Annotated in this window: 9 protein-coding genes; 3 read left to right on the top strand and 6 right to left on the bottom strand. The window is 53.9% G+C overall.

The window, feature by feature from the left end; genetic code table 11:
- Positions 1-82: 82 nt before the first annotated feature.
- Positions 83-1,270 carry a D-xylose utilization transcriptional activator XylR gene (xylR, locus tag D6C13_RS00935; RefSeq protein ID WP_120130969.1) on the top strand — a complete coding sequence of 396 codons (1,188 nt, stop codon included), beginning with the start codon at positions 83-85 and terminating at the stop codon, positions 1,268-1,270.
- A 110-nt stretch (positions 1,271-1,380) separates the two neighbouring features.
- Here xylR and yicI read toward each other — a convergent pair whose 3' ends face one another.
- The 3 genes from yicI to D6C13_RS00950 form a co-directional block, all read right to left on the bottom strand.
- Positions 1,381-3,705 (bottom strand): alpha-xylosidase, encoded by a 2,325-nt coding sequence (gene yicI / locus D6C13_RS00940; protein ID WP_120130970.1) that lies wholly within the window; start codon positions 3,703-3,705, stop codon positions 1,381-1,383.
- Between the two features lie 119 nt (positions 3,706-3,824).
- Positions 3,825-5,192: a glycoside-pentoside-hexuronide family transporter gene (locus D6C13_RS00945; protein ID WP_120130971.1), complete on the bottom strand. Its 1,368-nt coding sequence runs from the start codon at positions 5,190-5,192 to the stop codon at positions 3,825-3,827.
- A 201-nt stretch (positions 5,193-5,393) separates the two neighbouring features.
- On the bottom strand, positions 5,394-6,467 hold the full coding sequence (locus tag D6C13_RS00950; protein ID WP_120130972.1) for a sugar ABC transporter substrate-binding protein: 1,074 nt from the start codon (positions 6,465-6,467) through the stop codon (positions 5,394-5,396).
- Between the two features lie 297 nt (positions 6,468-6,764).
- Between D6C13_RS00950 and D6C13_RS00955 the strand changes: the two genes are divergently transcribed.
- Positions 6,765-7,916 (top strand): PQQ-dependent sugar dehydrogenase, encoded by a 1,152-nt coding sequence (locus tag D6C13_RS00955; protein WP_120130973.1) that lies wholly within the window; start codon positions 6,765-6,767, stop codon positions 7,914-7,916.
- 85 nt (positions 7,917-8,001) lie between these two features.
- On the opposite strand, the gene D6C13_RS00960 is transcribed toward D6C13_RS00955, so the two are convergent.
- The 3 genes from D6C13_RS00960 to D6C13_RS00970 form a co-directional block, all read right to left on the bottom strand.
- Positions 8,002-8,622, bottom strand: a complete 621-nt coding sequence (locus D6C13_RS00960) for a glutathione S-transferase family protein (RefSeq protein WP_120130974.1) — start codon at positions 8,620-8,622, stop codon at positions 8,002-8,004.
- 147 nt (positions 8,623-8,769) lie between these two features.
- A complete protein-coding gene (locus D6C13_RS00965; RefSeq protein WP_120130975.1) occupies positions 8,770-10,053 on the bottom strand; it encodes an MFS transporter in 1,284 nt (427 codons plus the stop codon).
- Positions 10,050-11,471, bottom strand: coding sequence for a M20 family metallopeptidase (locus tag D6C13_RS00970; protein WP_120130976.1), 1,422 nt, complete (start codon positions 11,469-11,471; stop codon positions 10,050-10,052). The genes D6C13_RS00965 and D6C13_RS00970 overlap by 4 nt, the downstream gene beginning before the upstream one ends.
- 156 nt (positions 11,472-11,627) lie before the next feature.
- Here D6C13_RS00970 and D6C13_RS00975 point away from each other — a divergent pair, with 156 nt between their 5' ends.
- Positions 11,628-12,551, top strand: a complete 924-nt coding sequence (locus D6C13_RS00975) for a LysR family transcriptional regulator (protein WP_120130977.1) — start codon at positions 11,628-11,630, stop codon at positions 12,549-12,551.
- Position 12,552 lies beyond the last annotated feature (1 nt).

Genomic DNA, 12,552 nt, shown 5'->3' on the forward strand with positions numbered 1-12,552 from the left:
TGTTATTGACCAACGCAATCAGCCTCATTCAGTTAGCGCAATGAATGAGGCTTAGTCTATTAGAAACTGGTGAGAGACAGGCATGTTTGAAAAACGTTATCGCATCACTCTGTTATTTAACGCTAACAAAGTCTACGACCGTCAGGTAGTAGAAGGCGTGGGTGAATATTTGCAGGCCTCACAAAGCGACTGGGATATCTTCATTGAAGAAGATTTCCGCTGCCGTATAGACAATATCAAAGACTGGCTCGGCGACGGTGTCATTGCCGATTTTGACGATCGGGAAATCGTGACGTTGCTTAAGGATCTTAATGTACCCATAGTCGGAGTCGGCGGTTCTTATCATCTGGAAGAAGATTATCCGCCGGTGCATTACATCGCCACTGACAATTACGCGCTGGTGGAAGCGGCCTTTATGCACCTGAAAGAGAAGGGCATCAACCGCTTCGCATTTTATGGTTTGCCGGATGCAGGCGGAAAACGCTGGGCGCAGGAACGCGAGCATGCCTTCAGAAAACTGGTGTCCGCCGAGCAATATCAGGGCGTGGTTTATCAGGGAATGGAAACCGCGCCGGAAAACTGGCAGCACGCACAAAACCGGCTGGCGGACTGGATACAAACATTGCCGCAGCAAACCGGGATTATCGCGGTGACCGATGCGCGCGCGCGGCATCTGTTGCAGGTTTGCGAGCATCTGAATATCCCTGTGCCGGAAAAGCTCAGCGTAATTGGTATCGATAACGAAGAACTGACGCGGTATTTGTCGCGTGTGGCGTTGTCATCCGTTGTGCAGGGCACGCGCCAGATGGGATATCGCGCGGCAAAACTCCTGCATCAGCTGCTGGATCAGCGTGATTTGCCCTTACAGCGCATTCTGGTGCCGCCAGTGAAAGTGGTTGAACGCCGTTCGACGGATTTCCGTTCCTTACGCGATCCGGCGGTTATCCAGGCCATGCATTACATCCGCTATCACGCCTGTAAAGGGATCAAGGTGGAGCAGGTTCTCGATGCCATCGGGATGTCCCGCTCGAATCTGGAAAAACGCTTTAAAGATGAAACCGGGCAGACGATCCACGGCGTGATCCATGAGGAGAAACTCGACCGGGCGCGTAATCTGCTGGCGGCCACGTCGATTTCTATCAATGAGATTTCGCAAATGTGCGGCTATCCGTCGCTGCAATATTTCTATTCGGTATTCAAGAAAGGCTACGAAATGACGCCGAAAGAGTACCGGAGTATTCACGGGGAAAGCGTTTATCAGGATGCATGATGTGCCATCAGACGAACGTCTGTAAGCAACCGGTATCATCGATATGTTATAAAAAATGCCCCGTTCATCACTGAGCGGGGCATTGATTTTGTCGCAGGCGCTTTGCCTTTTTACAGCGTAATTACCAGTGATTTTGCGCCTTCAGACGGCGTCAGAACCAATCCCTGTGAACCGGATTCCTGACGTGATCCGCTGATTTCACGCACACCGCTCAGGTTACGCAGACACAGTGTCCAGCCTGAGGCCTGACCTTCATGAGTCACGGTAATCACGCCATCCACCCGTTCGGCTTTCAGGCTGAAAACAGTTTTCCCGCTGAGATCCGTTATCGCGCTTTCCGCTACCGCACCTTCTTCCAGCTCAAACAGATGGAATTCGGTTTGCTGGCTGTAATCGTAATCCGGTTTCTGATTATTACTGCCCAAAGCCAGCAATGTGTTCGGGCGAACATACAGCGGCAGGCTGTCAAAGCCGTGCTGCTGACGGTGCCAGCGTGAACCTTCTGCCACTTCGTTATTCAGAAGATGCGTCCAGCGTCCTTGCGGCAGATAAAAATCGACGTCGCCTTCTTCGCTAAAGACCGGCGCAACCAGCAAGTCATCCCCCAGCATATACTGACGGTCGAGATAATCGCAGGCCGGATCTTCCGGGAATTCCAGCATCATGGCGCGCATAACCGGCGTTCCGTGGCTGGCTGCCTGTGACGAAGCAGGATAGAGATACGGCATCAGTCGGCATTTAAGCTGCGTAAACTGGCGTACTACATCACAAGCTTCATCGTCATAAACCCATGGCACACGATAGGATTTGCTGCCATGCAGGCGGCTGTGGCTTGAGAGCAGGCCGAACGCGCACCAGCGTTTGTAGATGTGCGCCGGAGCGGTATTTTCGAATCCGCCGATGTCGTGGCTCCAGAATCCAAAACCAGACAATCCGATGGATAATCCGCCGCGCAGACTTTCCGCCATTGATTCGTACGTGGCGTAGCAGTCACCGCCCCAGTGAACCGGGAATTGCTGGGCACCGACCGACGCGGAGCGGGCGAACAGTACCGCTTCAGATGCGCCGAGCTTGTCCTGCAATGTTTCGTACACCAGTTTGTTGTATACGAATGCGTAATGGTTGTGCATTTTCTGCGGGTCGCAGCCGTCATGCCAGACGACGTCTGTCGGGATGCGCTCGCCGAAGTCGGTTTTGAAACAGTCCACGCCCATATCGACCAGACGTTTCAGATGCCCGGCATACCATTCGCAGGCCTGCGGATTGGTGAAATCGACAATCCCCATTCCGGCCTGCCATTTGTCCCACTGCCACACGCGACCGTCCGGACGTTTTAGCAGATAGCCTTTTTCTTTGCCTTCGTGGAACAGTGGTGATTTCTGGCCAATGTAGGGGTTGATCCACACGCAGATTTTCAGGCCGCGCGCTTTCAGGCGTTGCAACATGCCCTGCGGATCCGGGAAGGTTTGCGGATCCCACTCGAAATCACACCACTGGAAGGCTTTCATCCAGAAACAGTCGAAGTGGAAAACGTGTAACGGCAACTGACGTTCTGCCATGCCATCAATAAAGCTGTTCACCGTGGCTTCATCGTAATTAGTGGTGAAAGAGGTGGTCAGCCACAGACCAAAAGACCAGGCCGGCGGCAGCGCAGGGCGGCCGGTCAGACGGGTATAACGGTCGAGCACTTTTTTCGGCGTCGGGCCATCAATGACGAAATATTCCAGATATTCGCCTTCCACGCTGAACTGAACTTTAGAGACCTTCTCCGAACCGACTTCAAAAGACACACATTCAGGATGATTCACCAGCACGCCGTAGCCGCGGTTGGTCAGATAAAACGGAATATTTTTGTAGGACTGCTCAGTGCTGGTTCCGCCGTCGCGGTTCCAGGTTTCTACCGTCTGGCCATTTTTAACCAGTGCGGTGAAACGTTCGCCAAGACCATAAACCGTTTCGCCGACGCCCAGGTCCAGGCGTTCCATCATGTAGGTTTTCTGCGAGTTTGCGTCCTGCACATAGCCATTAGATTTGGCGACACTGCCGGTTATCCGGCGGCCGTTGCGCAGAAAATCCAGCGTCCAGTTATTACCCTTGGTGACGCGCACGCAGAGGTCGCCGCTGTGCAGGGCAGCGAATTCCTCGTTATCTTCGAACCGTAATTCCGGTGTGTCGGATTGCAGCAGCGGATAGTGCGGGCCTTTGTCGGTTTCGCCGTCAAAGTGAGTAATACGCACGCCAATAACACCGGTTTGCGGCGAGAAAAATCGCAGCGTAAACAGGGGTGAATCCAGCTGGCTGGCGCGTTCCGACGCATCTTTCGGCGCGGCGTAAATCACCATTTCATTGCCTGAACGCTGCACTTCAAAAACCTGTAACGGGTGCGTCAGTGTCAGACCATCCTGAATCAACCAGTTACCATCACTTATTTTCATAATGAATTCCTCCTTCAGCCCTCCATCCTTCACACTGACTCTGCGTTGGCCGCCTTGATTGAGCACGAATGATTTTGGGCATGTTCAGTTAAATCAGTTTCAGTTCTTCAAAAACAGATTCATTTCATAAATTCTTGCTGATTACGGCGGATACCCTGCGCGACTTCATCGAGAATGCGGCGCAGCAGCGGGCTGCGCAGAATGTAATAGCGTTTGCAGATGATGGCGCTCAGCAGATAGCAGGCAGCCGGAACCAGAGTGAATAACGCGACAATGCTGGTCATGGTGGCGGTATTTTGAGTAGCGGCTCCGGACTGATAACCGGAACCTGCCAGCATCCAGCCGATCATCGCACCGGCCAGTGCCAGACCGAGTTTCAGCACAAACAGGGTGCCGGCGAAACTGATACCGGTCAGGCGTTTGCCGTCGTTCCATTCGCCGTAATCGACGGTGTCGGACATCATCACCCACTGGATCGGGGTGACGAGCTGGTGCAGAACACCGATGGCGAAGATGAAGATAAACATCAGCACGCTGCCGTTCAGTGGCAGGAAGAACATGCCGATGCTCAGCACCGCCAGAATGGCGTTAGTCCACCAGAACACGCTGACTTTGCATTTCCAGTCGGTGAGCGGTTTAGCCAGTGCGCTGCCGAACAGGTTGCCGACGGAATACACGCCGAGGAACCAGGCGAACAGCACCGGATTACCAAGGATATAGGTGACGTAATACATCATGGCGCCGCCGCGAACCGCGACTGCCATAATATTGAGGATGGTCAGCAGGCCGACAATACGCCACTGGTCGTTGTGCCAGATGTCACGCAAATCTTCACGCATAGTGCCGGTCGGTTTGCCCGGATCGATTCGCTCTTTGGTGGTCGCAAAACAAATCGCCAGCAAGACGGCGGCGACAATCGCCAGTACTGCGATCCCGCCCTGATAACCGACAGCTTTATCCTCACCGCCGATGAAATTCACCAGCGGCATCATCAGCACCGTGCTCAGCATCCCGCCCGCCGTTGCCAGCACGAAACGGTACGATTGCAATGAAATACGCTGTGTCGGGTTAGACGTGATCACGCCACCCAGCGCGCAATAAGGGATATTCACGACGGTGTACATCAGTGTGAGCAGCGTATAAGTGATGGCGGCGTAAATCATTTTGCCGGTCATGCTGAGCTCAGGCGTGGTGTAGGTAAAGACGCAGACGATACCGAAAGGAATGGCGCCAAACAGAACATACGGGCGGAATTTCCCCCAGCGGGTGCGTGTGCGGTCGGCCAGTAATCCCATGCAGGGATCAGAAATGGCGTCCAGTGCGCGGGCGAGCAGGAACATGGTGCCGACATAGCCCGCCGGAATACCGAAGATGTCGGTATAAAAGAACATCATGTAAAGCATGACGTTATCGAAAATTATATGACTGGCCGCATCGCCTAATCCATATCCAATCTTTTCCTTGACCGAAAGGATCTCAGTGCTCATTGCTTCAATGTCCGTATGAAAAGGGAGAGTACGGTTTTAACGTTTACAAGGCGTTGAGGCTATTGAGATTTTTGTTTCTGAAATTATGTTTCTTTATTTCTGTGATCGCGCGGGGCAAACGGGGAAAAGTTGAGCGGAAGAAACGGAGAGAAATGCTGAGTTTTTGATGAAAACCTCCCGTTTCCGGGAGGTCTGAGGCGGTTACTTTTTGTATTTTGCTTCCAGCGTCGCAAACCACGGCGCGGTGAAATCTTCTGATTTTCCCCAGCCCGGAATGATTTTGCTCAGGCCGGTCACGTTGACCCCTTCCGGCTGGCTGAGCAGCAGGGATTGAGGAATGGTTTGTGCCGGGAATTCGTAAGTAGCCGGCGTTTTCTCACCGGCAATTTTCAGCGCCACAATACGCAGGTTTACTGCACCAATCAGCTGAGTATCGACAGCGGCGGTCATCTGCCACGGGCTGCCTTTTTCGCGCATCAGCTGAAGATCCTGATTCGACACATCAATGCTGTAAAGCTTGATTTCAGTACGGCCATTCTCTTTCAGCGCTTTATAGGCGCCCTGGCTGAAGGCATCCCATGCGCCCCAGATCGCGTCAATCTGACCTTTTGGGTATTTCGCCAGAATCGCACCGACTTTGTTTGCCGTATCGCCCTGAACGTCAGAGGACACCGCGCCGATGGATTCCAGCTGATGAATGCCCGGATTCTCTTTCAGGATGGCTTCGTAGGTTTTCTGGCGGCGTTCCATTGGCGGGAAACCGGCCACCCACAGTTTGACGATGTTGGCTTTACCGTTGAAATCTTTCACCAGCTGGCCGACGGACGCTTTTGCCAGCGAAGCATCGTCCTGACGGGTAACGGTGACGCCAGGAATGTCTTCCGGAACTTCTGTATCAAAAGCAGAAACCGCAATTCCGGCAGCGGCGATGCGTTTGACCAGCGCTTCAGAGTAAGGCCCGCGACCCTGCGAAAGGATAATACCGTCGTATTTCTGGCTGATGGCCTGATTGACGAAATCCTGGAATTTGGCGTCATCGCCGTTACTCAGGAAGGTATCGACTTTAAAACCGAGCGCACGGCCTTGTTTGATGGCTCCGGCCAGAAACTGGGTGGTGTTGTCGTCAGAACCCAGATTGCGAACGATAGCGATGCGCACCGGACCATTGTGCTGGGCAATCGCCGCCGGAACCGGCGCGGGTGTGCCATCGGCTGCGAATGCCGGTAAGGCGGAAAACAGGCTCAGTGCCAGCAGGGATGCGGATATTTTTCTCATTATATTTTTCTCATTATATTTGCTAATGACTAAAGAGGTCCGTTGGACACGATTTTTTCTGGTGTAATTTTTAGCTGAGGATGTACAGAAGTCTGTCTGTCCAGACGTCTATTCTGTTTGGGCAGTCTACCGGTATGTTAAGAAAGAGGGAATGCTTTGTAGTTATTATATTTCCGTCAGCCGTTATTCCTGTTGGTTATAGCCGGCGAACCGCCGCGCAGCAAAATCAGTCACATGGCCTAAACTGAAACTTCACCTCTGATTTTCTCTCTCAACAATGCCTCCGGGGGAAGCCTTATGACCTTTTCTTTCCGCGACACATTATTGCCCGTTTTTACCTTTGCCCTGATGACCACCCAGGCCGCTGCTGCACCGAAATCACCGGTTTCTCCGCCCTACGCGGGCGCACAAGTGACGGAACTGGCGACGGGGTTGGATCATCCCTGGTCGCTGGCCTTTCTGCCGGATAATCAGGGCGCGCTGATCACCGAACGCAGCGGACAGCTGCATCTGTGGAAACCGGACGGCGGGCTTTCTGCGCTGCTGAAAGGTGTACCGCGCGTCTGGGTCAGCGGGCAGGCCGGTTTGTGGGATGTGCGTTTATCGCCGGATTTCGCCAGCAATCGTCGGGTGTATCTGACCTTCGCGCATCCGGGAGAAAAGGGTGAACCACATGCAGCGCTCGGCTACGGCACTTTATCGGCCGATAATAAAACCCTGAGCAACTTTAAAGTGGTCTTTATTCAGCAACCGGCCTTGCAAAGCGGTATCAATCTTGGCGGTCGCATGGCGTTTGATGAGAAGGGCAATATTTTTCTTTCCACCGGCGATAATAACCAGCGCATCAATGCCCAGCATCTGAATCAGCTTCAGGGCAAGATTTTACGCCTGACGCCGGAAGGCGGTGTACCGCAGGACAATCCGTTTGTGCATGACAAGAATGCTAAACCGCAAATCTGGACTTACGGCAACCGCAATCCGCAGGGGCTGGCCATCAATCCGTGGAGCGGCGCGCTGTGGGAAACCGAGCACGGCCCGCGTGGTGGTGATGAAGTGAATTTACCGCAGGCCGGAAAAAACTACGGCTGGCCGCTGGCGACGCTGGGTATCAACTATTCCGGTCAGCCGATCCCCGAAGCGAAAGGGACGACGCTGGCGGGCGCGGAAGACTCGATTTACTACTGGGAGATATCACCGGCGCTCAGCGGAATGGCGTTTTATAACGCGCAGAAATTCCCGCAGTGGAAAAACTCGCTGTTTGTCGGCGCGCTTGCCGGGGAATCATTGATCCGCCTGACGCTCGATGGCGAAAAAGTGACTCATGAGGAACGGCTGCTCAGCGACCGCAAGGAACGTATCCGCGAGGTGCAGGTTGGCAGCGACGGATTTGTGTATGTACTGACGGATAAGCGCGACGGTAAATTGCTTAAGATCGCGCCGCAAAGCTGAGATGACTTAAAGCTGAGATGATTGAATGACAAAAGGCGGTCAGAAATGGCCGCCTTTAACAGGATTATCCGAAACCAAACCCCGTTTAGCTCAGGGGCAGCATCACCCGCTTACAGAAGGCCGGGCGCGCTTTCAGTTGCTGATACCAGCGTTCAAGATTCGGATGAGACTGACGTTCAATATCCAGGCGGAACCAGGCATCGGCATAGCAGGCCACCGGAATATCACCGATACCGAACTGCTCGCTGGAGAACCATTTTTGCTTCGCCAGCAGGGCGTCGGCAATCGCCCAGTATTTTTCAAATGCCGCCATACCCGCCGCGACCACAGACATATCGCGTTCCGCTACGGGCGTGCGTACCAGCGTCAGAAACACCTGACGGAACGGTACGGTCAGCGAGTTACTGCACCAGTCCAGCCATTTATCAGCTGCCGCACGTTGTTGCAGATTGTCCGGCCAGAAGGCTTCTTCCCCCGAGCGTTCGGCCAGATAACGCAGAATGGCGTTGGATTCCCACAACACGAAATCGTCGTCCTGCAGACAAGGTACCAGGCCGTTAGGATTCAGCGACAGATAAAGTGGCTCGTTGTTTTTGCCATACACGCCGCCGGCATTGACGTGCTGAAAAGTCAGATTCAGTTCATCAAGCAGCCACAGCACTTTTTTGACGTTACTTGAATTTTCGCGGCCCCATAGGGTGAGCATGCGGAACTCCTTGTTTTGAATAGAGGAAAACAGAAGGTGTAGATCTTTCTGGCTAAGACTATAGGCCACCGCCAATAATTAAGCGAAGTGAAAAAAGTAACACTCAGCAACAGGAAGCCCTGTCGCTGAGTGTTTCTGAGGGGGAATTCAGCGATGTTTTTTTTGCGCTTTAAACACAGCCCAGACACTCAGCAGGGCGACGATCATCAGATAATAACCCGGCGCCAGACTGCTGCCGGTGGCGGAAATCAGCAGTGTACAGATCAACGGCGCGAAGCCACCGAAAACGGTCACGGCAACGTTGTAGCTGATCGCCATGCCGCTGGCGCGAGTGGTTATCGGGAATAAATCCGCCATCATCGAAGGTACCGTGGAGAAATACACCGCTTTCAGCAGAGCCAGCCAGCTTATCAGCAGCAGTAATGACATCGCCGAGGTGTATTGCAGCATCAGCCAGAACGCCGGATAAATGGTCAGCAGCATCAGGATAAGCGATCCCCACATCAGTGGCAGTCGGCCAATTTTCTCCGCCCACAGTCCCATCAGGGGGGTCACTACCGTCAGGATAATGCCGCCTGCCAGCGTGGCGCTGAATCCGGCGGAAGCATGCAGATGCAGCGTTTTGGTTGCATAAGTCGGCACGTAATTCAGCATGTAGTTAATGGCGGTAGACACCACCATCAGCCCGATAGCGGTAAAGAAAAGACCTTTTTGCGAGCGCACGATTTCTTTCAGCGGGGAGGGCGCTTTCTTCGCTTTTGTGAAGCTTTCCGATTCCTTGATATGGCGGCGGATATACAACCCGACCGGACCAATCAGCAGGCCGAAGATAAACGGGATACGCCATCCCCAGTTTTGTAACTGCGTTTCGCTCAGAGCGGCGGATAACCCCAGTCCGAAAGCCGAGGCCAGCAGCGTGCTGGCACCCTGCGTGGCGAACTGCCAGCTGGCGATAAACGCCTTACGCTCCGGAAAGTGCTCGACCAGAAACGCGGTCGAACTGCCGAATTCCCCGCCCGCAGAAAATCCCTGAATCAGCCTTGCGACCAGGATCAGCAGCGGAGCCGCCATGCCAAGGGTGGCGTAAGAAGGGGTGATGACGATAATCAGCCCGCCAACCATCATCAGGCTGATGGACATCAGCAGTGAAGCTTTGCGACCGTGTTTATCGGCGTAAGCGCCGAGTACAATGGCGCCGAGCGGGCGGATCAGGAACGACACGCCAAAGCTGCCAAATGTCAGCAGCAGGGAAACCGTCGGGTCGGACGTCGGGAAATAAGCGTGGGCAATATAACTGGCGAAAAAACCGTAAATCGCGATATCAAACCATTCCAGTGCGTTGCCGATACAGGTCGCGAATAAAGTTTTCATCAGGCTGGGCTTTTCTGCCGTGGCGCCTGCGTGTTGCGATGTGGCGCTTAACTGGCTCATTGAGCACCTCCTGCGTGGGCAAGATGTTGTCTCAGCAGGCTGGTACCGCGTTCACCGAGATCCCATAACAGATGGGTCATGATGGCCAGCCCTTCGCGGGCAACCGGGATCAGCATATGCTCGTTGACGCCATGCTGGCCGCAGGCCGGATAAGAGTGAGGAACCCAAAGTGTCGGTAAACCGAGAATGTCGGCAAAGACATCATTGGGCAGTGAACCGCCCAGATTAGGCAGCAGCGCCGGTTTTTTACCGGTAGTGTGCTGCATGATATCCAGTGCCCAGCCGACCAGCGGATCGGTGGGATCAAAACGCGTCGCCGGTGAGCCGCGCACAAATTCAACGTCCACCTGCGGGAAACCGTGAGCATCCAGATGTGCGCGTACGTGATCCGCCAGATTCTTCCAGTCGGTGCCGACCACAAACCGCAGCTGACAGACCGCCGTCGCGTGGCCGGGAATCGCATTCATCGGACGCTGCGGATTGCCGGTCAGGAACGACAATACTTCCAGCGTATTCGACGCGTACAAACGCTCGGTGGGTGTCAGACCTGCTTCGCCCCAGTTCGGGTCGATCTGCGGATCGGTCGCACCGCCGTTCACATCGACATCCCGGAGAATTTCACGGATAGCGCCACTGACCGCAGGCGCTTTGAGCGCAGCGACCTGTAACTGCCCGTGCTGATTCACCAGAGATGCCAGCGCATTCGCCAGTTGCGTACCCGGATTGGTCAGCAAACCGCCCCAGTTGCCGGAGTGATAAGCATTGTCGCGTGCGCGGATTGTCAGACGGAAATTCACTGCACCGCGTGAGCCGAGGAATAAGGTCGGGCGTTCTGCACTCAGACGCGGACCGTCGGAGGCCAGAAAGATATCGGCGCTCAGCTGTTCTTTGTAATCCCGGCAAAGTTCGGCCAGTCCCGGAGAACTGATTTCTTCGCCCATTTCAAACAGCAGTTTGCAGTTAAACCCGAGGCGGCCACCGCGCGCTTTGAAAATTTGCTCCAGCGCGGCAATGTTGATGCTGTGCTGGCCTTTATTGTCAGCGCTGCCACGTCCGAACCAGCGGTCGCCTTCTTCCTTGAGCTCCCACGGTGATAAATCCTCACGCCAGTTTTCATCGTCGCCGAATACCACATCGCCATGGCCGTAACTCAGCACGGTCGGCAGTTTGCTGTCTTCAATACGCGTGGCAATCAGAAAAGGACGGTGTTCGGCATGAGGATTGTCCACGCTGAGCAGACTAAAACCCATCGCGGAAAGTGCCGGTTTGATTTCTTCATCGAGATAGCGCGTCAGTTCTGCGTCGCGCTGATTGCTCTGGCTTTCTGTCGCAATAGCCACCCGGCGTGCCAGAATTCGTTTGTATTCACCCTGGTCAAACCAGGCAAGCGCTTGTACGACGATATTTTCCGCTGTCATATGTAACCTGCTTGTAATTGTTTTGAGGATTTATTGTTGTTTTTTTTAGCAGTTTCACTCTAAGCGTTGCACAAACGTTGCCACAATAATAATAATTGCAACTTAGCGTTGCTTTGATTGTAATGCTCGTCTGTGCAGTTATGAGGCAATGCCGCCATGCAAAGTTCAGAGATCCGCTATTTTCTGGCGGTCGCCAATACCGGTTCACTCAGCGGGGCAAGTAAGCAATTATTTGTCGCTGTTTCGGCCATCAGCCGTCAGATCCAGCGGCTGGAAGAACGCATCGGCGCCCAGCTGTTTGAACGTCATGCGCGCGGGATGGTGCTAAATGATGCCGGGCAGATCCTGGAAAACCACGTGCGTAAAAGCATGATGGATATGGAACATGCGATAGCGGAAATTCAGGGGCTGAAAGCGGTACGCCGCACGGTGATCCGCATGGCCAGTACCGACGGGCTGGCGTTTGATCTGCTGCCGCGGCTGTTTTCACAGTTCCGGCGTGATAATCCAGGCGTGATGTTTTATCTGAATATCGGTACCGTGACGCAGGTGTCAGAAATGATCCGTAACGCAGAGGTGGATGTGGCCCTGCAGTTAAGTCTGGTGGCGGAACGCGGCGTGGATATTCTGGCCTCGTTCTCCGCTCCGGTACGTATGGTGATGCGATCCGATCATCCGCTGGCGGAAAAAGAGCTGCAACTGATGGATTTGCATCCCTACCCGCTGGCGATGAATGAACAGGGCAGCACCATCCGCCAGCTGTTCGATTTGTCCTGTCGGATGAGCGGGATTTTTCTGGAACCGACGGTGAGCTGTAACCGATTCTCGACGTTGTACGATTTTATGGTGCAGACGCCGGGTGCGATTGCGGCGTGCAGTCACTTTTCGATTATGTATAAAGCGCGTCGCGACAATCTGCGGGTTAAACCGGTGAACATCGGGCAGCTGAGCCAGCGTTATTTACAGGTACAGTCTCCGGCAGGGAAACGACGTGCTCCCGCGCTAAGTCAGTTTATCGATTTTATTCGTGATGAAATCGCGCGGGAAAGCGAATTGTTTATCCGCGATTTTGGTCTGTAGT

The sequence above is a fragment of the Rahnella woolbedingensis genome (assembly GCF_003602095.1).
Classification (GTDB): Bacteria; Pseudomonadota; Gammaproteobacteria; order Enterobacterales; family Enterobacteriaceae; genus Rahnella; species Rahnella woolbedingensis.

What these genes read in the sequence shown, in the direction of transcription:
- D6C13_RS00950 (WP_120130972.1), bottom strand. Translation starts at nt 6,467, where the DNA reads ATGAGAAAAATATCCGCATCCCTGCTGGCACTGAGCCTGTTTTCCGCC.
- yicI (WP_120130970.1), bottom strand. Translation starts at nt 3,705, where the DNA reads ATGAAAATAAGTGATGGTAACTGGTTGATTCAGGATGGTCTGACACTG.
- D6C13_RS00965 (WP_120130975.1), bottom strand. Translation starts at nt 10,053, where the DNA reads ATGAGCCAGTTAAGCGCCACATCGCAACACGCAGGCGCCACGGCAGAA.
- D6C13_RS00975 (WP_120130977.1), top strand. Translation starts at nt 11,628, where the DNA reads ATGCAAAGTTCAGAGATCCGCTATTTTCTGGCGGTCGCCAATACCGGT.
- xylR (WP_120130969.1), top strand. Translation starts at nt 83, where the DNA reads ATGTTTGAAAAACGTTATCGCATCACTCTGTTATTTAACGCTAACAAA.
- D6C13_RS00955 (WP_120130973.1), top strand. Translation starts at nt 6,765, where the DNA reads ATGACCTTTTCTTTCCGCGACACATTATTGCCCGTTTTTACCTTTGCC.
- D6C13_RS00970 (WP_120130976.1), bottom strand. Translation starts at nt 11,471, where the DNA reads ATGACAGCGGAAAATATCGTCGTACAAGCGCTTGCCTGGTTTGACCAG.
- D6C13_RS00945 (WP_120130971.1), bottom strand. Translation starts at nt 5,192, where the DNA reads ATGAGCACTGAGATCCTTTCGGTCAAGGAAAAGATTGGATATGGATTA.
- D6C13_RS00960 (WP_120130974.1), bottom strand. Translation starts at nt 8,622, where the DNA reads ATGCTCACCCTATGGGGCCGCGAAAATTCAAGTAACGTCAAAAAAGTG.